The sequence below is a fragment of the Microbacterium murale genome, from assembly GCF_030815955.1.
Lineage (GTDB): Bacteria > Actinomycetota > Actinomycetes > Actinomycetales > Microbacteriaceae > Microbacterium > Microbacterium murale_A.
The window spans coordinates 2,196,062-2,220,137 of record NZ_JAUSXK010000001.1; the positions used below are offsets into that span (position 1 = coordinate 2,196,062).

Here is a 24,076-nt window from a genome sequence, read left to right on the forward strand (position 1 = left end):
TGCCATGGCCACCACTGAACGTCCGCAGCGACGCCCCCGTCCGCAGATCGTGCTGGACGTCGTCGAGCGCATTCGGCTGACGCCTCATCTGGTGCGCATCGTCGCGGGTGGCCCAGGCATCGCGGCCGTCGAGGACAACGGCTTCACCGACGCCTATACGAAGATGCACTTCGCCCCGGCTGAGGCGCAGCTCACGCCGCCGTATGACATGGCAGAGCTGCGTGAGCGGCTTCCTGTCGAACTGCTGCCCTCCGTGCGCACGTACTCGATCCGCCGGTTCGATCTGGACGCGGGGCAGATCTGGATCGACTTCGTCACGCACGGCGACGAGGGGGTGGCGGGGCCGTGGGCGGCGAACGCGAAGCCGGGTGATCCCGTCGTGCTCGGAGGGATCGGTGGCGGATACGCACCGGACGCCGCGGCGGACTGGCATCTGCTCGTAGGTGACGAGTCGGCGATCCCTGCGATCTCGGCGGCGTTGGAGGCGATGCCGGCGGATGCTGTCGGCACGGTGCTCCTGGAGGTGCAGGATGAGTCCGAGCATCTTGAGCTGATCTCCCCCGAGGGGATCGAGGTGCGTTGGCTGCACCGAGGCGACCGTGAAGCAGGGACGACGACCGAACTCATCGACGCCGTGCGCACTCTCGAGTGGCGTCCAGGTCGCGTGCAGGTCTTCGCGCACGGCGAGCGCGGGGCGATGAAGCAGCTTCGGCCGTTCCTGACCGATGAGCGCGGCCTGGACCGCGCGCAGCTGTCGCTGTCGGCGTATTGGGCCCACGGCCGCCGCGAAGACGCATTCCAGGCCGAGAAGCGCGAGGCCGTCGGGCAGGTGTAGCGCGCGGCCGGCACACCTGCAGGGCGGATGCACGGATGCAGGGGTATCTGGCGGCGTGTCGCCCTGCATCCGTACGATCGCCCTGCATCTGTGTCGGGCCACTGTCGTTGACCCGCACCTGAGGTCCGCTCGCCGGCGAACAGTGGGACAATGGATGCATGTCCTCCACCGATTCTCACGAGACTGTCGAGGCGACCGTTCGACGGGTGCCCCGCTACGGCGTTTTCATGGGCATCGGAGTGGTGCTCGGCATCATCGCTGCGGGCATCCTGACCATGGTCGGCAATTACGAGCCGTCGCAGGCGCTCGATGTCGTCTACCCGCCCAGCCAGGTCTTCGGCTTCGCGCTGCTCTGGACCGTGCCGATCGGGCTCGCACTCGGGGGAGTGGCCGCGATTCTGCTGGAACGTGTCGCCCGCCGCCACGACCGCGTCGTGCGCGTCGACCGCGAAACGATCATCGAGTCGGACTGATCACCGTCACGCCAGTTCGGCGATGATCGGCCGGATGGCGGCGTCGAACGCCACTACATCGCGTCTGAGCCCATCGGTGACGGCGACCGTGAGCGCGCCGATCCACCAGATGCCGCGCTGAGAGAACGGCAGCACCTGCACGTTCAGTTCGAATGAATGCGCGCGGCGGCCGATCTCACGCTCGAACTCGGCGATCGCGCTCGCATAGGCGCGATACGCGCCGCCCCCGGTGGCCGTCTTCATCGTGTCCAGATAGCGGTTGTGGGCATCCTGAGCGTATTTCAGGGCAGGTGCCGCGAGCGGAGTGATCGCAGCACGAAGTTCTTCGGCGCCGGTGGCAGGCAGTGCGACCAGAGTGTCGAATCCGTCGATCAGCTCCAACGGCCCCTCGGCGGGATGAGCCCGCGGTTCCACAGCCATGTCCCAGTAGTCTCGCCACTGCGCTTCGAGGTCGGCGCTGGCGTCTGCCTGATCCGGCGCCCGCACCTGCAGATCGCGCAGGCTCGGCAGGCCTTCGGGCTCGCGGATGCCGAGCATCTGTCGCAGCGCGAGCGCGACCAGCGCCGGCACCCCGGCATCCTCACGGATCAACCACTGCGGCTTGTCGGCCATGGCCCCATCCTAGGGAGGTCATGGGGCACCTGTCCGACTTGCTGGATGGAACACGCGTTGCCGCTGCTGCGGCCGCACCTAAGTTCAGCTTGGGCCGGCGATCGGTCGCGGGGAATCACGCGCATGTCACCAACCGTCGACCCATCAGGTGAGACGGACAGCGGAGAACCGAGTGCTCAGGCACCGGTAGTCTTATGGGGTGGCTGCCTCCCCCACCAATCCCTATTCCGAAGCCGGCGTCGACACCGCAGCAGGTGATCGTGCCGTCGAGCTGATGAAGTCCTCAGTGCGCGCGACGCACGGCCCCGAAGTGCTCGGAGGTGTCGGCGGCTTCGCCGGTCTCTTCGACGCCACGGCTCTGCTCGGCTACACCAAACCGCTGCTCGCGACCAGCACCGACGGCGTCGGCACCAAGGTCGCGATCGCGCAGGCGATCGACAAGCACGACACGATCGGTCAGGACCTGGTCGGCATGGTCGTCGACGACATCGTCGTGGTGGGGGCGAAGCCCCTGTTCATGACCGACTACATCGCATGCGGCAAGGTCGTCCCCGAACGCATCGCCGACATCGTGCGCGGCATCGCCGACGCCTGCACGGCCACCGGCACCGCGCTCGTCGGCGGGGAGACCGCTGAGCACCCCGGCCTCCTCGGCCCCCGCGACTACGACGTCGCAGGCGCCGCCACCGGCATCGTCGAGGCGGATGCCGTGCTCGGCGCCGAGCGCGTCCAGGACGGCGACGTCGTGCTCGCGCTGGCATCGAGCGGCCTGCACTCGAACGGTTACTCCCTCGTGCGCCACATCATCACCGGTGCCAGTATCGGCTACGGCGACAACTCCGCCGACCTCGGTACCACCTGGGGCGAGGCGCTGCTCGAGCCGACGCGTCTCTACACGCTCCCGCTGCTGCGTCTGATCGAGGCGCTGGCAGACGGCAGCGTGCACTCTCTCAGTCACGTCACCGGTGGTGGCATCGCCGCGAACCTCGCCCGCGTGCTTCCGGTGGGCAGCTGGGCAGAGATCGATCGCTCCACGTGGTCGCCGAGCCCGGTCTTCCGCGTGCTCAGCGACATCGCCGGCTCCAGCCTGGAATCGGCCGAGGGTACCTGGAACCTCGGCATCGGCTTCCTCGCGGTCATCGATCAGGGCCAGAAGGATGCCGCGATCGCCGCGCTCGCCGCAGAGGGCATCGACGCCTGGCAGGTCGCGACAGTCGGTACGGGTGCTCGCCCGTCCGGAGAATTCGAAGAGGGCGCCAAAGGCGTCGATGGTGGTGCGGTGCGTCTCGTCGGCGCATACGCGGATGGAGCAGAGTAATACCCCATGTGCGGAATCGTCGGAGTGGTCGCTGGCGGCCCGGTCAATCAGGACATCTACGATGCGCTCCTCCTGCTGCAGCACCGCGGGCAGGATGCCACCGGCATCTCGACTGCAGAGCCCAATGGCGTCATGCACACGATCAAGGCCGAGGGCATGGTGCGCGAAGCCTTCCGCACCCGCGACATGCGTTCCCTCCTCGGCAACGTCGGCCTCGGCCACGTGCGCTACGCGACCAAGGGCACGGCATCCAGTGAGGAAGAGGCGCAGCCGTTCTACGTGAACGCGCCGTACGGCATCGTCCTCATCCACAACGGCAACCTCACCAACACGCGCGAACTCACCGCCGACATGGCCAAGCGCGACCGGCGGCACCTGAACTCCTCGAGCGACACCGAGCTGCTGCTGAACGTGCTCGCCGGCGAGCTGCAGGCGACGACCAGCGATGTCGACCTCGAACCCGAGCGCATCTTCGAAGCGGTCAGCCGCACGCACGAGCGCATCGAGGGCGCGTACGCCGTGATCGCCGTGATCGCCGGCTACGGTCTGCTGGCATTCCGCGACCCGTTCGGCATCCGCCCGCTGATACTCGGACGCCGCGACGGCGCGGAGCACGATGAGTGGGTCGTGACCAGCGAATCCCTGGTGCTCGAGAACGGCGACTACGAGGTCGTGCGCGAGGTCGCGCCTGGCGAGGCCGTCTTCATCACCGACCAGGGCGAGTTGTTCAGCCAGCAGTGCGCCGCGAACCCGACGCTCACGCCCTGCGCTTTCGAGTACGTGTATCTCGCCCGCCCCGACTCGACGATGAACGGCATCGCCGTGTACGAATCGCGGCTGCGGATGGGGGAGCGCCTCGCCGACACGATCGCCAAGCACGTGCCGCGCGAGAAGATCGACGTCGTCATGCCGATCCCCGATTCCGCCCGTCCGTCGGCGATGGAGGTCGCCCGCAAGCTCGGCATCGAGTACCGCGAGGGCTTCTACAAGAACCGCTACGTCGGCCGCACCTTCATCATGCCCGGCCAGGCGGTGCGCAAGAAGAGCGTGCGTCAGAAGCTCAACGCGATGTCGACCGAGTTCCAGGGCAAGAACGTGCTGCTGATCGACGACTCGATCGTGCGCGGAACGACGAGCAAGCAGATCATCCAGATGGCGCGGGATGCCGGCGCCCTCTCCGTGACGTTCGCATCGGCCGCACCACCGGTGCGGTATCCGCACGTGTACGGCATCAACATGCCGTCCAAGCACGAGCTGATCGCCCACGACCGCACGATCCCCGAGATCGCCGCCGAGCTCGGCGCCGATCACCTGGTGTACCAGGAGGTCGAAGACCTGAGGGCGGCGATCATCGAGGGGTCCGACGTCACCGACCTCGACATGAGCTGCTTCGACGGCCGCTACGTCACGGGTACCGTCACCGACGAGTACCTGTCCTGGGTCGAGAGCTCGCAGTCGTCGTGACCACCTCGCGCCCGCTCTGGCAGGGTAGGGCGCTCGCAGTGCTCGGTATTCTGCTGTGCGCCTTCTCACTGCGGTCAGCGGTGGCATCGCTGTCACCGCTGTTCGACCATGTCGCCGCTGACTTCCCGCTTTCTTCGGCGGTCGTCGGATTGATCGGCACTGCGCCGCCGGTGTGCTTCGCGGTCTTCGGACTGCTGACCCCTGTGTTCGAGCGTCGACTGGGACTCGAGCGGGTCACCGTCATCGCCTTGATCGCGATCGCCGCAGGCCTCGTCCTGCGCGGGTTCTCGGTGGACGCCGTCACGCTTCTGCTGTCCACTGCGTTGATCTTCGCCGGTGTCGGAATGGGGAACATCCTGCTGCCGCCGTTGGTGAAGAAGTACTTCCCCGACCGACTCGGCTTGATGATGACGCTGTACACGACAGCGATGGCGCTCTCCACGTTCATCCCACCGTTGGTCGCGGTGCCGGTGGCGGATGCCGCCGGATGGCGCGTGTCGCTGGCGATGTGGGGCGTTTTCGCGCTCGCCGGAAGCATCCCCTGGGTGCTCATGCTTCTGCGGGGACGCACCGAGGGCGTGCCAGTACCCGCCGTGCGGGACGATCGCTCGGCTCGAGATGCGGCACGCGCTGACGCCGAGGAATCCGAGCCCGTGACACTCGTCACTGGTCCGATCGCGGTCGCGCCGGCGAACTCCCGGATCTTCGCGCGGCTGGTCCGTCTGCCGTTGGCCTGGTCGATCGCAATCGTGTTCGGCACCTCGTCGACGATGGCCTACGTCTCGTTCGCATGGCTGCCCGCCATTCTGGTCGACCGGACCGGGGTCTCAGCATCCGTGGCGGGTCTTCTGCTCTCGCTCTTCGCCTTCATGGGGCTGCCGGCGTCGCTCGTCGTGCCGCTGCTGGTCGTGCGCTTCCAGGCGACCAGGCCGCTGTTCATCATCGCCGTGGCCTGCGGCATCGTGGGCCTCGCAGGCCTCATCCTGGTGCCGTCTGCCGCGCTCGTGGGGCTGTGGGTCGCACTGTTCGGCGTCGTCGGTGTGCTCTTCCCGCTGGCACTGGTTCTGATCAGCGTCCGCGCGCGCACGCCCGAGACCGCCGTCGCTCTCAGCAGTTTCGTGCAGAGTGCCGGTTACATCGGCGCGGCCGCATTCCCGATCCTGCTCGGCGTGGTGCATGACCAGACCGATGACTGGCTGGTGCCCCTGCTCATCATCGGCGCCGTCCTCGTGATCTCCGTTCCCTTCGGCCTGATCGCCGGTCGCCGCCAGACGATCGAGGCGGAGTGGGAGCGCCGTCACGGGCGCTGGTGAGGCACGCTACCGGGATATGGGCACCGGGTTGCGGGCACGACGAAACCCCCGCACGAGGTGCGGGGGTTGTCAGATCAGGCGGTCAGGCCTTTTCCAGTTCGTCTTCGTCTTCGTCCGCATAATCGTCTGCCCACTTGTCCACGTAGGCGTCTTCATCCGTCGGATGAGCGAGCTCTCGCTCAAGCGCGGAGTAGTTCACCGAAGGACTGAAGGACTTGAGTTCGCGAGCGATCTTGGTGTGCTTCGCCTTTTGACGGCCACGGCCCATGCGCGAGACCCCCTAACGATTTAAGCTGTCGGACAATCAGGTGCCCGAGGCATTCACGACACCGGCGTGCGGCCGGTAAGAGTAGCATTCAGGATAGCACGAGGGCCAGGCGCACTGGCTCTTGCCGGCAGGTGAAGGGAACGATCCACATGACTGATGCAACCTCCTCCCCGTCCGACGAAACGGCCCAGAACGCCGCGTTGCAGAAGGCCGTGATCGTCGGCATGCAGCCGGGTCAGGCCGTCCACGTACTGCAGGAGGCCGCGCGCTATGCGAGCCTGCTGAGCGTCCCTCTCGTGGTCGCGCATGTGGACGTCACTCGGTTCGTCACATATGAAGACCCGGACGGCTACGTGCATTCGGCGCCGATCGATCTCAATCTCGAGGCCGGTGTCGCGGAATTCGAAGAGGTCCAGGCCGCCGCAGCCGCTGAACTCGACGGCAAAGGCCTCACCTGGACCGCGCGCCAGCTCGTCGGTGACCCTGCGCTCGCGATCAAGCAGCTCGCGAACAAGATCGACGCGCAGCTCATCGTCGTCGGCACGCGCAAGCGTGGACTCGGCGAGTCGATCCGCGAGTTCTTCACCGGGTCTGTCGCCGCTCGCCTCGCCCACCGGCAGCACCGTTCGGTTCTCGTCGTTCCGCTCGAGGAGTCAGTCCCGGACGATCAGCCCGAGATCTGGACCGAGTAGCCTCGTTTCCTTCGCCGAGACCCCCCGTCTTCGTACCGAGACCCCGTCTTCTCACCGAGACCCCGTCGTATTGACGTGAATACGACGGGGTCTCGACAATACGACGGGGTCTCGGCGGATGATCAGGGGCTGGGCGGGGTCAGAGCACGCGTGATGGCGCGAGCCGCGGCATCCAGTGAGGCTTCCAGGTCGGTGACCACGGATCCTTGCAACGTGCCCCCTCGGGCGACATGCGTGCGAAGATCGGTGCGCACGCGCGCGCGGAACGCATTGATCGAGGCGTCTGCGCGATGCAGCTCTTCACGGCTGGTCACCCGCTCGTCCGGCATCGGTGATGCCGTCGAGCGAGTGCGGCCCTTGGCGGACGTCCGCTCGTCGTTGGCTGCTGCGGCGAGATCGGCGCGAAGGCTCTTCATGGCGTCCTGGACGCTCTGGCGCACTTCGTTCGCGATCAGGCGCACCGAGTCGGCAAGACCGGACTCGATGCCGGCGAGGTCGCCCTCGCGCCCGGCCAACTCGGCGCGTCCGGCATCCGTGATCGCATAGATCGTGGTGCGTCCGTCTACCGTCTTGGAGACCAAGCCCTCTTCTTCGAGCTTCGCGAGCCGTGGGTAGATCGTGCCGGCGCTCGGCGTGTACGTGCCGCCGGTGCGGTCGGTGAGTGCCTGGATGATGCCGTAGCCGTGCTGAGGGGCCTCGGCCAGCAGCGAGAGCAGGTACAAGCGCAGATCGCCGTGCGAGAAGACAGCGGGGGTCATGAGTCCCACTCCTCGTCATCTGCCACAGTGATGACGGGCTGACGCAGCACGGTGATGTCTCCCGATACGGAATTGGTGCGCACGTCGACGAACGATCCTGCGAGTTCGCCGGTCGAGCCCGTGTAGTTGGTGGGGCCGGTGTTTCCTCGATCGATGCCATCGATCAGCATCCGACCGCTCATGGAGCGCGCCACGTAGTTGGCGGGCAGCGTCTCCTCGAGGCGGATCGTGCTGTTGCCGGCGACGGTGTTGAGGTTGATGGTGTTCACAGCGCCGGCGGCATCCACCAGGATCGCGCCGGAGACGGTGTCGACAGTCGCCCTGCGCACCGAGCCGGTGATCGCCACGTCGCCGGAGACGCTGTTCGCGTTGGCGGAGCCGGTGAGGCCGCGCACCTGCACGTCGCCGGACACCGAGTTCACGGTCAGATCGCCCGTGTGAGTGTCGACGATGATGTCGCCGGAGACGGTGTTCAGCCGGGCATCGTTGGTGAGACCCGAGATGAGCGCGCCGGCGCTGACGACGCCGAGGTTGAGTGCGATGCTGCGGGGGACGGCGACGCTGACCTCCGCGCGCGGGCCACCGGAGCCGAAGTTGCGGAACACCTCGAGGAAGTTGTCCCATCCCAGCTGCGGGTGGTCGATCTCGATCTCGTTGCCGTCGGATTCGATCCGGAGATCTTTGATGGTGACACCGTGCACCTCGATGCGGATGCCGGGTTCGTCGTGGGCGATGACGTCCACCTGTCCGCCGACGAGTCCGACCTTGAGTCGGGTCGCCTGAGCGATGTCGATGACGCGTTCCTCGCCGGGGGCGATGAGCCACTTCTCGGTCATGTTGTCTCCTGAGGTTGATTAGTCGCGATATATCGCGTGTAGTCAGAATAACACGATATATCGCGAGTGTGTCAAGTGCTGGTCGCTTCGAGTCGCGTGGAGCGCGTGATCCGTCGGTCGGATCCGGCGCTTTGCGCTGTGTGAAACGCCGAACGGCGCCCCACCGGTAGGTGAGGCGCCGTTCGGCGTGGGGCGTTCAGGCGGGCGGCGCCTGAACGTTGTTGTTGAGCTGGTCGCGGTCGTTTCCACCGAAGAACTGCACATAGCCGCTCTGCCAGACCCATCCCGGCGCGCTGCTGATCACGTCGACGGCAAGCGACAGGACGAGCGACTGGCCGGCCGGGATAGCGGTGTTCACTGTGATGCTCGGGCGCTCGCTCACCTCTGGTGTGCCGATGAGCGAGCTCACGTCGACGCCGTCGAGCTGCGCGGAGGTCACGGTCACGCCGGTGAACGGGGCGACGTAGGTGTAAGGCGGAGTGAACTCGTTGCTCGCCTGCGGGCCTCCGAAGGTCACCTGGCCGCCGCTGGGGATGTCGCCCGGCGCGTTGGCCGTGATCGTCACGGTCTCGAGCACGGTGCACGCGACGGCGTCGCCGTTCCCGTTGACGATCGTGGCCGGTCGCCACGTTGCCGAGAGTGCCGCGTCGGTGGTGTCGAAGTACTCTGCCTCCGATGTCCAGCCGTTGTTCGAGGTGTCCGCGTCGCTGCCGGTCGGGGGGAGCAGCATGATGCTGAACGGTTCGATGTCCTCAAACCACGCCCGGTCCGAGAAGTCGAAGCCGAGCATCACCTGGGCGCCGGGCTCGGCAGCGGGGATCGGTGCCGGCAGCGTGAAGATCACCGTGGTCGTGTTGCCGTTCACGATCGGCGCCTGCGCGATCCCGGGCGTCGAGTCGATCGTGACGGACGGGCCATCCATCAACCGGTTGTCGTACGAGACGGTGAGCGTCGATCCCGCCGCCACCGGTGTCGTCGTGCCGAGCGCTCGGGCGTACATCCCCGCAACGATCGGTATCGAGTACCCACGCAGTCCGTCGGGGCTGAGCGCCCCGACGCTGTCTCCGCTGAGGCCTCTCAGCTGGAGATCGACGGCCGTGCTCGCTGCAGCCAGCGGCGTCGCGACGGCGGCGGCGATGACCGGCACCGACCATGCGGAGGCCTTCAGAACGGTGCGCCGGGCAACCCCGGGCGTGTCGGATGTCGTGATGTCAGTGCTCAAGGGTCCCCCACCGGTCGTTTTGATATACGGGATGACTTTAGCGGGTTTCCGGCGACCGAGGTTGACATTGACGCAGCGTCAACTTTTATCGTGGTCGTATCGACACGAAAGGAGGATGCCGTGGACGCGCAGGACTGGTCGATCCAGGAGATCGCACGCCACGCCGGCACCACGAGCAGAACGTTGCGTCACTATGACGACATCGATCTGCTGACGCCGTCGCGCATCGCGCACAACGGCTATCGGCACTACGACCAGGCGGCGCTCGTGCGGCTGCAGAGGATCCTGCTGCTGCGCGAGCTCGGACTCGGCCTGCCCCAGATCGCAGAGGCTCTCGAGGCCTCTGCCGACAAGGGCGCCGAAGCCGAGGCATCCGCCCTCGAATCGCACCTCGTGTACCTGCGCGAGGAGCAGAGCCGGCTGGCGCGGCAGATCGCGTCGGTCGAGAACACCATCAACGCATTGAAAGGAGGAGGAACCCTCATGGCAGAGAACATGTTCGACGGTTTCGACCACACCCAGTACAAGGAGGAGGTCGAGGACCGGTGGGGAAAGAAGGCCTACGCCGACAGCGACAGCTGGTGGCGAGGGCTGACGGAGGCAGAGCGTGCGGAATGGCAGCAGCTCGTGTCCGATCTCGGGCGCGATTGGATCGCCGCAGCGGAGAGCGGCGTCGAGCCGGGGTCCGATGAGGCGCAGGCTGTCGCGAAGCGCCATGTGGATTGGCTGACCGGGGTCCCTGGGACTCCTGCCTCCGTGCCAGGTGGTGACGTCAGGGGCTACGTGATCGGACTCGGTGAGATGTACGTCGCCGACCCGCGATTCGGCGCCAATTACGCCACGAGCGACGGCGGTACGCGCGGCGCCGAGTTCGTGCGCGACGCGCTCCGCATCTATGCGGAGGCGAACCTGTAGGACACCCGAACGGGAGGAGATCACACGAACGGGAGGAGGATCCCGGAGTGTTCTCTCCTCCCGTTCGTGTGATCCCCTCCCGAACGGATGCCGGGCATAAGGTCTATGCATGGCCGGCCGCCGAACCACCGCGAACGCGGCGCCGCTGTTTCTGGCAGCGGCTGTCGCTTACGCAGTGAACTGCGCACTGGGCCTGGCCGTCGCAGCGAGACTCGTCGACACGCGCAGGTTCCGGTGGCTGCATCATGCGCTGTACATCACGACGTGCACGGCCGTAGCCACGGCACTCAGCGCTTCGTGCTGGGGCAGACCGCGCCACTCGAGTCGAAGGGCTGCGCTCGCGCTGTCTCCGGCCGTCGTGCCGCTCGCCGCGATCGCATACGTTCCGACGCACGGTCGCCGGCATCCGCTCGTCGCGCTCGCCGCGGCCCCTTTCATCGCCGCGAGCATCGTGCGCTCGTCCCGACCCGCCGACCGGAAGTGATCGCATGGAACTGCTCGACGCCATCCGCCGCCGCAAGACCACGAACGGGCCCTTCCTGCCTGATCCCGTCTCGAAGGAGCATCAGCGGATCCTGCTGGAGGCCGCTGGCCGCGCCCCGTCGCAGTTGAACAGCCAGCCCTGGCGATTCGTCGTGGTCGAGCGTCGCGAGACGATCGATGAGATCGCGCGCATCTCGGGGGAGAGCATGACCGAGGCGATGTCCAACGGCACGTTCTTCGAGCGGTACAAGCCGTACTTCCGCTTCAGCCAGGCCGAGATGGAGCAGAAGCGCAGCGGGATGCTGTTCGACAAGCTCCCGGCGCCGCTGCGACCCTTCACCGGTCAGGTCTTCACGAAGCGAGGGCAGACGCTCATGAACGCCTTCGGCGTGCCGAAGACGCTGGGCGGGGAGAACCGCAAGCTCGTCGCCGGCTCCCCGTTGCTGCTCGGCGTGATGCTCGACCGCAGCGAGTACCGCCCCGGACAGCTGTCGTCGTTCTACTCGGTGTTCAGCATGGGTGCGGCGATGGAGAACATCTGGCTCACCACGGTGGAGCTCGGCATGGGCATCCAGTTCATCTCGTTCCCGATGGAGGTGCCCGGTCGGTGGGATGAGATCGTCCGGCTTCTGCGCGTTCCGGATGATCTGGAGCTGATGGCCGTGTACCGGCTGGGGTACCTGCCGCCCGATCAGCGGCGCCCGGCCATCGACTGGTCGAGCAGTCAGCGCAAGCTCCCGTCGCAGTACGTCTATCGCGAGGACTGCGAGACGCCGCAGGTGGGCTGGGACGGCGCGGTCCCGAAGGGCTGAACGTCACCTCCCGCTCGAGCGCGGCAGGCCCGGCAGGTCGCGAAGCGCCGGACCTTCGATGCGCGTGCCGTCCGGCGCGAAGCGCGAGGCGTGCAGCGGACAGTCCCACGTGCACTCGGCGTCGTTCCAGTCGAGCACTCCTCCCAGATGCGTGCATACCGCGGAGACGGCGCGAGTGACCCCGCCCACAGTCGAGACGGCGACCGGGTGGCCTGCGCGGTTGGCCACGACCCCGGTGCCCTCCGCCGGTCGAGGAACCGGCACTGCACGCGTCTCGGCACGCGACCACCCTGATGCGGCCGCGGCTGCGACCCTTCCGCTCTCGGCCGCCCCACGGACGATGTCGGCAGGCACTGTCAGCCGCGTGCCGATCGACGTCATCCAACGCGGGCGGTCGTGCCGGTCGGTGCCGACGATCTCCGCGGTGAGTCGCAGCGCCGCGGCCGGAGCGTTGGACAGCCCCCATTTGGCATAACCGGTCGCGAACCGGATGCGCCCGAGCCCCCTCGGCATCGCGCCGACGAACGGGATGAGGTTGTGCGACTCATAGTCCTGAGCCGACCACCGGTGGGTCTCCTCGGCACCAGGGAAATGCTGCCTGGTCCACGCCACGAGATCCTCGATCGCCGCTGTCTCGCCGTCCGATCGTCCGACCGGATGCCCGTTTCCGCCGACGACGAGCTGTGCCGTCTCGCCAGGCCCATCGGCAGGCGAGACGGGCCGGATCGACCGGTTCGGGTCGTCGACGGAGATGAAGGTCCCGTCGAGTGCGTCCCCGGGGACGCGCAAGGCGACGCAGTACGACCTGAGGCCGCGGGTCTTCGCGAAGTAGAGGCCCCTGTCGATGATCGGAGTCCCCGTCGCCAGGACGATGTGGCGGGCGAACAGCGGCCCGGCGGCAGTCTCCACGCGAGAATCGGTGCGACCGTTGGCACCCGTGGCGCGGATGCCGGTGTGCAGCGTTCCGCCCGCGGCCAGCAGTTCTCGGGCCAGGGCCTGCGTCACGAGCATCGGGTCGATCGTCACCTGATCTTCCAGCGCGACGGCGCCGACGATCGGGAACGGTGTCGCGGGCAGATCGGCCGGTGCCAGCAACCGGGTAGCCAATCCTGCCTCGCGCGCCGCGAAGTGCTGGGCCCTCACCGCATCGAGACCACCCGGACTCTGCGCATACGTGTGATCGGTGCGCCGGGTGTATGCGACGCCGGCGCCGTCGGCGAAAGCAGTCAGCCATTGCATGCCCGCGCGGTTGGCATCGACGTACGCCCGCACGAGCGAGATCGGATGGCTCCGCCGGATCTTCGCGAGGGTCTGGCCCTGAAGCAGCGTGACCTTGCCCGTGTTCGCGCCGGTGGTGAGTTCGCCGACCCCTCCGGCATCGATCACTGCGACATCGAGTCCCTCGCGGGCGAGCATCACGGCGGTCGACAGGCCGGTGAGTCCCGCGCCGACGATGATCACGTCATGCCGTGCGCCGGGTTCGAACGGCGACCCGGGTGAGGCGGTGGGGGCGATCTTCCACAGCGGGTTCATGGGGCCCAGTCAACGCCGCCCGTCGACGCGTCGATACGGCCTTGACATTCACGTCGTCGGCAGCCTGGCGATGACAGGGCTAGAGTGGCCGCGTGACTCCCCGCCGACTGCTGCTCGTCGCGCTCGGCGGGACGGTCGGCACTGCGCTGCGGCTTGCGGTCGCGCTCTCGATCCCGGATGCCGGGGGCTTCCCCACCGCGACCCTCGCCGCGAACCTCGTCGGCGCGCTGCTGATCGGCGTCCTCGCCGCGCGTCTGCCCGGCAGTTCTGACATGCGCGTCTTCCTCGGCACCGGCGTCCTCGGCGGCTTCACCACTTACAGTGCGTTCGCCGTCGGAACGTTGCAGCTCTGGGCGGAGACGCCGTTGCTCGCGGCGTCGTATGCGGCCCTCACCCTTGTGCTCGGCGTCGCGGCCGCCGTCCTCGGGATGCGCGTTGGCAGGCGGAGGGAGGCACTATGACTCCGCTGATCTTCCTGCTCGCATCCGTGGCCGGCGGTCTCGGAGCTGCCCTGCGCTACGCAGCGGACGTCGGCGTCAGCCGATTCGCCGGACGCCGATTCCCCTGGGGGATCGTGATCGTGAACGTCACGGGATCCTTCGTGCTCGGTCTCGTCACTGCGGCGCTGCCGGATGCCGTGATCATCATCGGCGCCGGTCTTCTCGGCGGATACACGACGTTCAGCACCGCGATGCTCGACACCATCGCCCTCTGGAAGGACGGCGAGCGACCGGCATCCGTCCTGCATCTGCTCGGTACTTTCGCGGCATCCGTCATCGCGGCACTCGCCGGGCTCGCCATCGGCGCTGCGTTCTGACGACGGCCCGGTCCACCCCCGCCCTGAGCGGGAACGACGGCGCTCAGCATCCTCACAAATGCGAGAATGTACAAAAGTACATGTACGCCCGTCCAGAGGGGAGATCCGTGGCTGAAGCAGTCCGCCGCAGGCGCGACCCGGGGACGCGTCGTCTGGCGATCGTCACGGCTGCGGCCGAGCTCATCACCGAGGTCGGTGTCGACGCGATCACGCATCGCATGGTCGCCGCGCGCGCTGATGTTCCGCTCGGCGCGACGACCCAGTACTTCGCAACTCTCGACGACCTTCGCGACGCCGCGCTGCAGTTGCTCGCCGCTGATGTCGCGGAGCGGATGGCGGCGATCCGTGAGGTCATCAGTGAACGTGGCGCGACGCCAGCTCTGCTGGCCGAACTGATCCACACAGCACTCGCTGACGCCACGGCCGTCCAGGCCGATCGCGCCGTCGTCACCGCGGCGGTGCATGATCCGAGGCTGCGCGAGCTTGCCCGCCGCTGGACGGACGAGCTCGTCGGAATCCTCGCTCCCGTTCACGGCTCCGACCCCGCCAGGGCAGCGGCCGTTTTCATCGACGGCGTACTCTGGCACGCACAGATCCACGAACGACCGCTCGATCAGCACCTCATCGAGACCGCGCTGGCGGGCATTCTCGGAACCGCTGAAGCCGCCGCATCCCCTTCGCCCGCGTCCACCGCCTAAAGACAACCGAGAGAATCCCGTGTCGAAACTCGCCATTCTCAGTCTGCGCAACCGCGCACTGATCGCTCTCATCACGATCGTAGCCGCCGTGTTCGGCGGGCTGGCGCTGACCAATCTCAAGCAGGAGCTCATCCCCTCGCTCGAGCTGCCGTCGCTCATCGTCATGACCTCATACCCCGGTGCATCGCCCGAGGTTGTGGAGAACGACGTCTCCACCCCGATCGAGACGGCGATCCAGGGCGTTCCAGGGCTCGAGGCCACGACCGCGACGAGCTCGACGAACTCCTCGATCATCCAGGCGACCTTCACGTACGGCGAGAACCTCGCCACCGCTGAGCAGAAGATGCAGCAGGCCATCAACCGCATCTCCTCGCAGCTGCCGGAAGACGTCGAACCGCAGGTGCTGTCGGTGTCGATCGACGACTTCCCGGTGATCCAGGTCGCGGTCACCGGATTCGAGGATGCCGAGACCGCGCAGGCCGATCTCGAGAACGTCGCGATCCCCGACCTGGAAGACGTCGAGGGCGTCAACGCGGCACAGATCGTCGGCGGCATCGGGCAGCGCATCACGATCACCCCCGACAACGCGAGACTCGCCGTGGCCGGTGTGAGCAGCCAGGCGATCAGTGACGCACTGCAGCAGAACGGCACGCTCTTCCCCGGCGGCGATATCACCCAGGACGGTCAGACGCTGACCGTGCAGACCGGCGCGAAGATCACGTCGGTCGATGACATCGCGGCCCTCCCTCTGGTGGGCACGACGGCGACGATCGCCGATGTCGCCACCGTCGCTCTGGAGTCGGACCCCGTCTCTTCGATCTCCCGTGTGAACGGCGAGGACGCGCTCTCGATCTCGATCACGAAGCTCCCCTCGGCGAACACGGTCGAGGTGTCCAACGGTGTGCTTGCCGAGCTCGACGAGCTGAAGAAGGCCTTCCCTGACGCGGAGTTCACGGTCGTCTTCGACCAGGCCCCCTTCATCGTGCAGTCGATCGAGACCCTCGCCACCGAGGGGCTGCTCGGACTCGTGTTCGCCGTGATCGTCATCCTCGTCTTCCTGCTGTCGATCCGCTCGACGCTGGTCACCGCGATCTCGATCCCGACCAGCGTCCTGATCACGTTCATCGGATTGCAGGCATTCGGCTACTCGCTGAACATCCTCACGCTCGGCGCGCTCACGATCGCGATCGGACGCGTCGTCGACGACTCGATCGTCGTGATCGAGAACATCAAGCGGCACTACGTGGGCGATGCGGACAAGGGCGATGCGATCCGTCTCGCCGTGCGCGAGGTCGCGGCCGCCATCACGGCGTCCACCATCACGACCGTCGCGGTATTCCTGCCCATCGTCTTCGTCGGAGACATGGTCGGCGAGCTGTTCCGGCCGTTCGCGATGACGGTGACGATCGCGATGGTCGCGTCGCTGCTCGTCGCGCTGACGATCGTTCCGGTGCTGGCGTACTGGTTCCTCCGCCCAGGAAAGGAACTGCGCGACGAGGACGGCAACGTCATCGACCCGGAACATCAGGATGCGCCGCCGACTCCATTGCAGAAGATGTACCGTCCCATCCTCGGGTGGACGCTGAAACACTCGGCGATCACGGTGATCCTCGCGGTGGTCGTGCTGGGCGGCACGCTTGCCGCTGCGCCGTTGATGAAGATCAACTTCCTCAGCGACTCCGGGCAGAACACCATGACCGTCACGCAGGACCTCGGTCCGACCGCGAGTCTCGAGACGAAGGATGCTGCGGCATCCGTCGTGGAGGACGCGCTCGAGGGGGTCGACGGGATCGAGAACGTGCAGGTCTCCATCGGGTCGAGCGGGTCATCGCTCATGGACGCGTTCTCCGGCGGCGCCGGCGTGACCTATTCGATCATGACCTCCGCGGATGTCGACCAGGAGCAGCTTCGCGCCGACGTGCTGGATGCTGTCGACTCTCTGGAGGACGTCGGCGACATCAGCGTCAACGCATCGGCGGGCCTCGGCTCGAGCGACATCGAGGTGAACGTCACGGCGCCGAGCTCCGACGCACTGGCCGACGCGACCGAGGCTGTGAAGTCAGAGCTCGAAGGACGCGACGGCATCGGGGCGATCACGGACAACCTGGCCGCGTCGCTGCCGTACATCGCCGTGGTCGTCGATCGTCAGGCGGCGGCCGACAACGGGCTCTCCGAGGTCGCGGTCGGCTCGATCGTCTCGAGCACGATGCGCCCGCAGCAGGCCGGCTCCGTCGAGCTGGATGACACGGCCCTCACCGTGTACATCGCCGCCACCGACCCGCCGGCGACGATCGACGAGCTGCGTTCGCTGGTGATCCCGAGCCCGCGTGGCATCATCACGCTGCAGGACATCGCTCTCGTCGAGCAGCGGGAGGGTCCGACCTCGATCACCACCGAGCAGGGCCGCCGCACTTCGACGATCACGGTGCCCCCGGCGTCCGACAACCTCGCGGTCGCGACAGCATCGGTCACTGCGGCTCTCAATGAGGTCGACCTGCCTGATGGCGCCAGCGCCGAGGTCGGCGGTGTCGCCTCGCAGCAGGCGGATTCGTTCGGACAGCTCGGGCTCGCGATGCTCGCGGCGATCCTGATCGTCTACGTCGTGATGGTCGCGACCTTCAAGTCGCTGCGTCAGCCGCTGCTGCTGCTGGTGTCGGTGCCGTTCGCGGCGACCGGTGCGATCCTGCTGCAGATCATCACAGGGGTGCCGCTCGGCGTCGCGTCGCTCATCGGTGTGCTGATGCTGATCGGCATCGTGGTGACGAATGCGATCGTGCTCGTCGACCTGGTGAACCAGTACCGGGAGAAGGGTCTGTCGACGCGCGATGCGGTCATGGCCGGTGGTGAGAAGCGTCTGCGCCCGATCCTCATGACGGCGCTCGCGACGATCTTCGCGCTGACGCCGATGGCGCTGGGCATCACGGGGCACGGTGGGTTCATCTCGCAGCCACTGGCGATCGTCGTGATCGGAGGGCTGGTCTCGTCGACGGTGCTGACGCTGATCGTGCTCCCGACTCTGTACAACCTCGTCGAAGGAGCGAAAGAACGGCGTCGTGCTCGCAAGGGCGGCGACGGCGAGGCTGATGAGCCCGTCGGCGACCTCGACCCCGAGTCGCCGAACGGCGCCGCCCACGCTCTCACGCGCCGTGAGCTGCGCGAACAGCATGGTCCGTCTGCGGCGGAATAATCCTCGGCCGGGCAGCGTTGAGCGCCCAGTGCGCTGACCTCAGACCCAGCGCACGGAGAGAGTGTCAGTGTCCCTGAACGACGTCACCACCCTGCCCGACCAGGACGAGATCGCGAACGAGACAGCAGTATCACAGGAACAATCCACCCTCGATCAGGCCTTCACTCGCCGTGATGACCTGCTCGACCAACTCGATGCCGAACTCGCGATCCCCGCGTCGGATGCCGTGCATCACGCGCGGATGCGCATGATGGCGCAACGTCGGTCGGAGTTGAGGCACGCAGAACAGGGCCTGATCTTCGGCCGTCTCGACGCGCTCGACAAGACAGTGCGGCATCTGGGGCGGGTCGGCATTCCTGGTGCCGATCCCGAGGAGGACGATCCTCTGGTGATCGACTGGCGTGCACCGGCCGCACGTGCCTTCTACACCGCGACAGCGGTCGATCCCCAGGGCCAGGCTCGGCGTCGGCACATACGCACCAGCGATCGCACCGTGCTGAGTGTGGACGACGAGCCGCTCGACGGCTCGACGGCGAGCGATCTCGTCGGTGAGGGCGCACTGCTCGCCGCACTCGGCGAACGCCGAACCGGACGAATGAGCACGGCGGCGGCGACGCTGCAGCGTGAACAGGATGACGTGATCCGCGCCGACGCGCACGGGCCGCTCGTCGTGCAGGGCGGACCGGGCACCGGCAAGACGGTGGTCGCGCTCCATCGAGTGGCGTATCTCCTCTTCACGCATTCCCAGCTCGCTGCCCAGGGCGTGCTGGTCCTCGGCCCATCGATGCGCTTTCTGGACTACATCGCGCAAGTGCTGCCCGCCCTCGGGGAGACCGCCATCGTGTCGGCGACCTGCGACACTCTGGTGCCCGGGATCACCGTCGAGCGCGACGAGCCACGTGAGGTGGCCGAGATGAAGGGCCGTGCATTCTGGCAGCGGGGGCTTTCTCAGTATGCGGAGTCGTCGGTCCCGCTTCCGACTGGGCTCGAGCTGATGTGGGAGGGCGAAAGGTACGCGCTCGATGAGCGGAGGATCTCGAACGCACTCGCCTCCGCGACGTCCGGGCGCTCATACCATGCAGCGCGCGCCGTCTTCTTCGAGCAGGTGCATGATCTGCTCACCGATGCCGTCGTCGTACGCGGTGAAGAGATGCTCGCGCAGATGGAGGACGGGCTGGAAGACATCCTCGCCGGTGTCGACGCGGGGCTGGAGCGCTCGGATGACCGCGCCGCGACGACCGGCGCGACCGGTGCAGAGGTCGACGGTGTGCTCTCGGAGGAGGACATCGAGCGACTGCGCGATCGGATCGCCGCCGACCGTGGACTGGCCGACCTGCTGGAGGAGTGGTGGCCGGCGTTGGATCCGACGGCAGAACTTCGTCGGCTGCTCGCCGACGACGCGTTGCTGCGCCGGTGGGTGCCCGAACTCACCGACGCCGAGCGCGCCGCTATCCTCCGCGAGCCCGCCGGATGGTCGAGCAGTGAGATCCCTCTCATCGATGCCCTGGCAGATCTCCTGGGCGACCCGCGATCAGGCGGGGAACAGGGCGAGTTCCTGGCCGATCGTGCTGCCGGGCAGCGGGACTGGGTGTACGGCCACGTCGTCATCGATGAAGCGCAGGAGCTGTCGGAGATGCAGTGGCAGATGGTGATGCGCCGCTGTCCTTCGCGGTCGATCACCGCTGTCGGGGACATCGACCAGGCGGAGGCGCCGCATCGGCACACGACCTGGGGACAGGCGGTCGACGCGGCGTTCGGCGCGAGGTGGACCGAAGCCCGACTCACGATCTGTTATCGCACTCCTCTGGAAGTGATGGCGCTCACAGCTCCGGTGCTCCGCAACGCCGGGAGTGAGAACGAGCCGCCCCGGGCCGTCAGGGCGTCGGGCATCGAGCCGTGGGATCGAGATGTCGATGACAGCGATCTCGCCGCTGAGGCGGCGCGCCTTGTCGACGAGCTGTCAGCGCGTTGGACAGGCGGAACGGTCGGCGTCATCGCGCCTCATGACCGCCTTCCTGCGCTACGGGCGGCCCTGCCCGGTGAGACGGTGCTCTCCGCGACAGATGCCAAGGGCCTGGAGTGGGATGCCACGCTGCTCGTCGACGCCCAGGGCATCGCCGCAGAGCCTCGCGGCTGGAACGGGCTCTATGTCGCTCTCACGCGCTGCACCCAGGAGCTCGGACAACTGCACGTGTCGTAGCGGATCAGCTGAGCTCGATGCCCCAGGTGAGACTCCATGTCTCGCCTGGGGCGAGGCGACGGATGCCGAGACCGCTGTTCAACGCGTCGGCCGGAGCCGTCATCGGTTCGATGGCCACCGCGAGCGCATGGCCGGGGTAGTTCACGGTGGTGTACACCTGCACGAAGTCGAAGCCTTCGCCCTGCCACAGCGTCACGCGTCGGCCGTCCGGGGCAGTGAGAGCGTGGCGCACGTGCCCGTCCGCATCACGGTCGAGGTCTGTGAAGCCGGTGTCGAGCGTGATGTCGCCGAGGCGCACACCTTCCCGCAGCGCACTCGGCGCGGGGGAGGTGCCGGTGGGCAGCATTCGGTCGTCCGTGTCGAACTGCGTCCGGGCGGGCACCGTCAGCACCAGGTCGTGCGCATCGACATCACCTATCGTGACGAACGGGTGGGTTCCGAGCGCGGCGGGGGCCGCGGCATTCGACCGGTTCGTCAGCGTGTGCGTGACCTGGATGCCGGCGTCCGTCAGCGCGTACGTGACCATCGTGTGGATCTCATAGGGGAAGCCGGTCTGCGGATGGATCGTCGCGCGGAGAGTGGCCTCAGCATCCGTCTGCTCGACCTCGTAGGCGGTGAAGCGCAACAACCCATGGCTGGCGTTGTGCAGCTTGGGCTCGCTGATCGAGAGCTGCTGAGTGGTGCCGTCGTCGTTCCAGCGGCCGTCACGTACCCGATTCGGCCAAGGCGCGAGCACCACCCCGGAGCACGATGGTGTCGGGATGTTCTCGGGATACCTGGAGATCAGATCGACCCCTCCGACGGAGAGTCCGCGGAGCGACGCGCCGACCTGGGCGATCTGCGCCGTGTTGGCGCCGCGCTGGAGATGGATCTGGATGCCGGTGGGGGATTGCGAGGTCACGCTGTCATCGTACGGGGGGATTTCCCAGACGCTTCGGCTAAACTTGAACGGTCGGCTTCGGGCAGCCGCGCATGGCGCGGACGTATTCTGTTGAAATTGTGAGCCCAGGGGCCGATGGTGAGCGTTGATCAACGCGCATGAACCATCACATGAATGGCCCCCGGCCGACGGATGTCCGGGTTTCCCCGCGCGTACAGCGCGGCGCTGTTACGTGCACAGAACCCAGAAGGACACACCCATGCCCAAGAACAAGAAGCCCCAGGGCGGCAGGCCCAACTTCGAGCCGCGCTACGGCGCGAACAAGACCTCGTTCCACGACCGTCACGCCGGTCGCCCAGAAGGCGGACGTTCGGATGCCGGCGCGCAGCGCCCTTCGTCGGCTGCGCAAAGGCCCGGCAGCCGCAGCGCAAACCACCGCGGCCACCGCCCGGCCGAGGCCGAGACCGGAGCACCGAAGCGTCGCTGGAGCGACCAGGAGCGCGCCGGACGCGACGAGGCCCGTGGCATCCGCGGCCGCGCGGAGTCCGGTCGCCGCGAGACACCGCACCACCAGAGCGAGCGTCCGCGCACCGACGGACGTCGCTTCAACGACGACCGTCCCCGCTTCAACAGCGACCGCGGCGCTGAGCGTCCTCGGTACGACAGCGACCGTGGCGCCGAGCGTCCGCGCTACAACGACGAGCGTCCGCGTCGCGATGACCGTGCTCGTCAGGATGAGCGTCCGCGTCGTGATGCCGGCGCGTCGACTGGTTCGCGTTATCAGGGTGATCGCCCGCGGTTCAACAGTGATCGCGGTAGTGAGCGTCCGCGCTACACCAGCGATCGTCCGCGCTACAACAATGAGCGTCCGAACGATCGTGGCAATGACCGTCCTCGGTACGACAGCGACCGTGGCGCCGAGCGTCCGCGCTACAACGACGAGCGTCCGCGTCGCGATGACCGTGCTCGTCAGGATGAGCGTCCGCGTCGTGATGCCGGCGCGTCGACTGGTTCGCGTTATCAGGGTGATCGCCCGCGGTTCGACAGTGATCGCGGTACTGAGCGCCCCCGGTACAACAACGATCGTGGGAGCGACCGCCCGCGCTTCAACAGTGACCGTAGCGACCGTCCCCGCTCCAACGACGATCGTCCGCGTCGCGATGACCGCGCATCGCAGGATGGCCGCCCACGCTACGAGGATCGTCCTCGGGTCAACAACGAACGCCCCGGCCGTGACGCTGCAACCGGCTCCGCCGCCGGTTCTCGCCACCAGGGCGACCGCCCTCGTCGCGACGACGTGCGTCGTGATGACCGCGGGCCCCGTCGTGATGACCGCGGCCCCCGTCGTGACGACCGTCGCAGCGAGCCGCGCGGCAGCCGCGACGACTGGAACAAGACGTCGACAACAGCGAAGTTCGAGAAGACCGAAGACGTCGTGCACGAGCGCCTCGAGGCGAAGACGATCGCGGCCCCAGAGGTCGAGGGCGTCACATTCGCCGACCTCGGCATCGGCTCGAACATCGTCGAGGTGCTGAAGGACCTCGGTGCGACTTCACCGTTCGCCATCCAGGCCGCGACGATCCCGTCGATCCTCGAAGGCCGCGACGTGCTCGGACGTGGTCGCACCGGCTCCGGCAAGACCATCGCCTTCGGCGCACCGCTCGTCGAGCGCGTGCTGAAGTCGCAGGCAGGCAAGCGTCGCGAGTTCGGTCGCAAGCCTCGTGCGATCATCCTTGCACCGACGCGTGAGCTCGCGCTGCAGATCGACCGCACCATCCAGCCGATCGCCCGCAGCGTCGGCCTCTTCACCACGCAGATCTACGGCGGCGTACCGCAGGGGCGCCAGGTCGGCGCGCTGATGAAGGGCGTCGACATCGTGATCGGCACCCCGGGCCGTATCGAGGACCTGATAAAGCAGCGCAAGCTCGACCTCTCGGACTGCCGCATCGCGGTGCTCGATGAGGCCGATCACATGTGCGAGCTCGGATTCGTCGAGCCCGTGCAGCGCATCCTCCGTCACACGCAGGAAGGCAGCCAGAAGCTGCTGTTCTCGGCGACGCTCGACCGCGAGGTCGCTGCGCTCGTCGACGAGTTCCTCGTCGATCCCGCCGTCTACGAAGTCTCCGGCGAAGACCAGGACTCCGGCACGATCGACCACCGCGTGCTCGTGATCGAGCACCGCGACAAGGCCGACATCCTCACTTCGATGGTCGACCGCGCAGGCAAGACTCTTGTCTTTGCCCGCACACGTGCGTATGCGGAGACGCTGGCTGAGCAGTTCGACGACGCCGGGATCCCGGCGGCTGCGCTGCACGGTGACCTCAATCAGGCCAAGCGCACCCGCAACCTCGAGCGCATGACCTCGGGTCGCGTGTCGGTTCTGGTCGCCACCGACGTCGCCGCTCGCGGCATCCACGTCGATGACATCGACCTGGTGATCCAGGCCGACGCGCCGGACGAGTACAAGACCTACATGCACCGCTCTGGTCGCACCGGCCGTGCAGGCCGTGCGGGGCGCGTCGTCACGCTCATCACGCGTCAGCGTCAGCGTCGCATGACCGAGCTGCTGGGTCGCGCCGAGATCGATGCGCCGTTCGAGTCCGCCCGGATCGGTGACGACATCATCGAGGAGATCACCGGGCGCATGCCCAGCAACGCCGAGATCACCGCGTAACCGCGTTCACAACTCCTCAGAACCTTGAGGCCCAGGGCCCCGGAATCGAATTCCGGGGCCCTTCTGCGTGGGTTCTGAGGAGTTGC

22 protein-coding genes are annotated in these 24,076 nt (G+C 67.2%); 15 read left to right on the forward strand and 7 right to left on the reverse strand.

The genetic code is table 11. From position 1 onward, the window contains the following. Positions 1 to 4: 4 nt before the first annotated feature. Together QFZ46_RS10785 and QFZ46_RS10790 are read left to right on the forward strand one after the other, a co-directional pair. Positions 5 to 835 (forward strand): siderophore-interacting protein, encoded by an 831-nt coding sequence (locus QFZ46_RS10785; RefSeq protein ID WP_307361230.1) that lies wholly within the window; start codon positions 5 to 7, stop codon positions 833 to 835. Between the two features lie 158 nt (positions 836 to 993). After that, a complete protein-coding gene (locus QFZ46_RS10790; RefSeq protein WP_307361233.1) occupies positions 994 to 1,308 on the forward strand; it encodes a potassium transporter Trk in 315 nt (104 codons plus the stop codon). 6 nt (positions 1,309 to 1,314) lie between these two features. On the opposite strand, the gene QFZ46_RS10795 is transcribed toward QFZ46_RS10790, so the two are convergent. Further along, entirely contained in the window at positions 1,315 to 1,920 is a 606-nt protein-coding gene (locus QFZ46_RS10795; protein ID WP_307361235.1) for a zinc-binding alcohol dehydrogenase, read from the reverse strand. Positions 1,921 to 2,119: 199 nt separating this feature from the next. On the opposite strand from QFZ46_RS10795, the gene purM reads away from it, so the two are divergent. Genes purM through QFZ46_RS10810 form a run of 3 tightly spaced genes read left to right on the forward strand, consistent with a single transcriptional unit; the run spans position 2,120 to position 6,015 of the window. Next, a complete protein-coding gene (gene purM / locus QFZ46_RS10800; protein ID WP_307361236.1) occupies positions 2,120 to 3,238 on the forward strand; it encodes a phosphoribosylformylglycinamidine cyclo-ligase in 1,119 nt (372 codons plus the stop codon). Positions 3,239 to 3,244: 6 nt separating this feature from the next. After that, positions 3,245 to 4,702, forward strand: coding sequence for an amidophosphoribosyltransferase (gene purF / locus QFZ46_RS10805; protein ID WP_307361238.1), 1,458 nt, complete (start codon positions 3,245 to 3,247; stop codon positions 4,700 to 4,702). Continuing rightward, positions 4,699 to 6,015: an MFS transporter gene (locus tag QFZ46_RS10810; protein ID WP_307361239.1), complete on the forward strand. Its 1,317-nt coding sequence runs from the start codon at positions 4,699 to 4,701 to the stop codon at positions 6,013 to 6,015. Before purF ends, QFZ46_RS10810 begins: the two co-directional genes overlap by 4 nt. 82 nt (positions 6,016 to 6,097) lie before the next feature. Here QFZ46_RS10810 and QFZ46_RS10815 read toward each other — a convergent pair whose 3' ends face one another. Beyond that, entirely contained in the window at positions 6,098 to 6,283 is a 186-nt protein-coding gene (locus QFZ46_RS10815) for a DUF3073 domain-containing protein (RefSeq protein ID WP_188438153.1), read from the reverse strand. Between the two features lie 149 nt (positions 6,284 to 6,432). On the opposite strand from QFZ46_RS10815, the gene QFZ46_RS10820 reads away from it, so the two are divergent. Then, complete coding sequence (locus QFZ46_RS10820) at positions 6,433 to 6,975, forward strand: universal stress protein (RefSeq protein ID WP_307361242.1); 543 nt, start codon at positions 6,433 to 6,435, stop codon at positions 6,973 to 6,975. Between the two features lie 122 nt (positions 6,976 to 7,097). Here QFZ46_RS10820 and QFZ46_RS10825 read toward each other — a convergent pair whose 3' ends face one another. The 3 genes from QFZ46_RS10825 to QFZ46_RS10835 all read right to left on the reverse strand — a co-directional run bounded on the left by QFZ46_RS10825 (position 7,098) and on the right by QFZ46_RS10835 (position 9,791). Further along, positions 7,098 to 7,733, reverse strand: a complete 636-nt coding sequence (locus QFZ46_RS10825) for a PadR family transcriptional regulator (protein ID WP_307361245.1) — start codon at positions 7,731 to 7,733, stop codon at positions 7,098 to 7,100. Continuing rightward, positions 7,730 to 8,569: a DUF4097 family beta strand repeat-containing protein gene (locus tag QFZ46_RS10830; protein ID WP_307361247.1), complete on the reverse strand. Its 840-nt coding sequence runs from the start codon at positions 8,567 to 8,569 to the stop codon at positions 7,730 to 7,732. The genes QFZ46_RS10825 and QFZ46_RS10830 overlap by 4 nt, the downstream gene beginning before the upstream one ends. A gap of 196 nt (positions 8,570 to 8,765) precedes the next feature. Further along, complete coding sequence (locus tag QFZ46_RS10835; protein ID WP_307361250.1) at positions 8,766 to 9,791, reverse strand: hypothetical protein; 1,026 nt, start codon at positions 9,789 to 9,791, stop codon at positions 8,766 to 8,768. 120 nt (positions 9,792 to 9,911) lie between these two features. On the opposite strand from QFZ46_RS10835, the gene QFZ46_RS10840 reads away from it, so the two are divergent. The 3 genes from QFZ46_RS10840 (at position 9,912) to QFZ46_RS10850 (ending at position 12,001) form a co-directional block, all read left to right on the forward strand. After that, the gene (locus QFZ46_RS10840; protein WP_307361251.1) at positions 9,912 to 10,706 is read left to right on the forward strand and encodes a MerR family transcriptional regulator; all 795 of its coding nucleotides are present in this window, start codon (positions 9,912 to 9,914) and stop codon (positions 10,704 to 10,706) included. Positions 10,707 to 10,815: 109 nt separating this feature from the next. After that, complete coding sequence (locus QFZ46_RS10845; protein ID WP_307361254.1) at positions 10,816 to 11,190, forward strand: hypothetical protein; 375 nt, start codon at positions 10,816 to 10,818, stop codon at positions 11,188 to 11,190. A gap of 4 nt (positions 11,191 to 11,194) precedes the next feature. Next, a complete protein-coding gene (locus QFZ46_RS10850; RefSeq protein ID WP_307361255.1) occupies positions 11,195 to 12,001 on the forward strand; it encodes a nitroreductase family protein in 807 nt (268 codons plus the stop codon). 3 nt (positions 12,002 to 12,004) lie between these two features. Here QFZ46_RS10850 and QFZ46_RS10855 read toward each other — a convergent pair whose 3' ends face one another. After that, on the reverse strand, positions 12,005 to 13,534 hold the full coding sequence (locus QFZ46_RS10855; RefSeq protein WP_307361257.1) for an FAD-dependent oxidoreductase: 1,530 nt from the start codon (positions 13,532 to 13,534) through the stop codon (positions 12,005 to 12,007). A gap of 92 nt (positions 13,535 to 13,626) precedes the next feature. On the opposite strand from QFZ46_RS10855, the gene QFZ46_RS10860 reads away from it, so the two are divergent. The 5 genes from QFZ46_RS10860 to QFZ46_RS10880 all read left to right on the forward strand — a co-directional run bounded on the left by QFZ46_RS10860 (position 13,627) and on the right by QFZ46_RS10880 (position 20,436). Continuing rightward, entirely contained in the window at positions 13,627 to 13,995 is a 369-nt protein-coding gene (locus tag QFZ46_RS10860; RefSeq protein WP_307361258.1) for a fluoride efflux transporter FluC, read from the forward strand. After that, on the forward strand, positions 13,992 to 14,351 hold the full coding sequence (locus tag QFZ46_RS10865) for a fluoride efflux transporter FluC (RefSeq protein ID WP_307361259.1): 360 nt from the start codon (positions 13,992 to 13,994) through the stop codon (positions 14,349 to 14,351). Before QFZ46_RS10860 ends, QFZ46_RS10865 begins: the two co-directional genes overlap by 4 nt. Positions 14,352 to 14,458: 107 nt before the next feature. Next, a complete protein-coding gene (locus QFZ46_RS10870) occupies positions 14,459 to 15,049 on the forward strand; it encodes a TetR/AcrR family transcriptional regulator (protein ID WP_307361261.1) in 591 nt (196 codons plus the stop codon). A gap of 19 nt (positions 15,050 to 15,068) precedes the next feature. Further along, on the forward strand, positions 15,069 to 18,236 hold the full coding sequence (locus tag QFZ46_RS10875; protein ID WP_307361262.1) for an efflux RND transporter permease subunit: 3,168 nt from the start codon (positions 15,069 to 15,071) through the stop codon (positions 18,234 to 18,236). Between the two features lie 67 nt (positions 18,237 to 18,303). Then, positions 18,304 to 20,436 carry a HelD family protein gene (locus QFZ46_RS10880; RefSeq protein ID WP_307361263.1) on the forward strand — a complete coding sequence of 711 codons (2,133 nt, stop codon included), beginning with the start codon at positions 18,304 to 18,306 and terminating at the stop codon, positions 20,434 to 20,436. A gap of 4 nt (positions 20,437 to 20,440) precedes the next feature. On the opposite strand, the gene QFZ46_RS10885 is transcribed toward QFZ46_RS10880, so the two are convergent. Next, the gene (locus QFZ46_RS10885; protein WP_307361264.1) at positions 20,441 to 21,337 is read right to left on the reverse strand and encodes an aldose 1-epimerase family protein; all 897 of its coding nucleotides are present in this window, start codon (positions 21,335 to 21,337) and stop codon (positions 20,441 to 20,443) included. A gap of 238 nt (positions 21,338 to 21,575) precedes the next feature. On the opposite strand from QFZ46_RS10885, the gene QFZ46_RS10890 reads away from it, so the two are divergent. Beyond that, entirely contained in the window at positions 21,576 to 23,990 is a 2,415-nt protein-coding gene (locus QFZ46_RS10890) for a DEAD/DEAH box helicase (protein WP_307361266.1), read from the forward strand. Positions 23,991 to 24,076 lie beyond the last annotated feature (86 nt).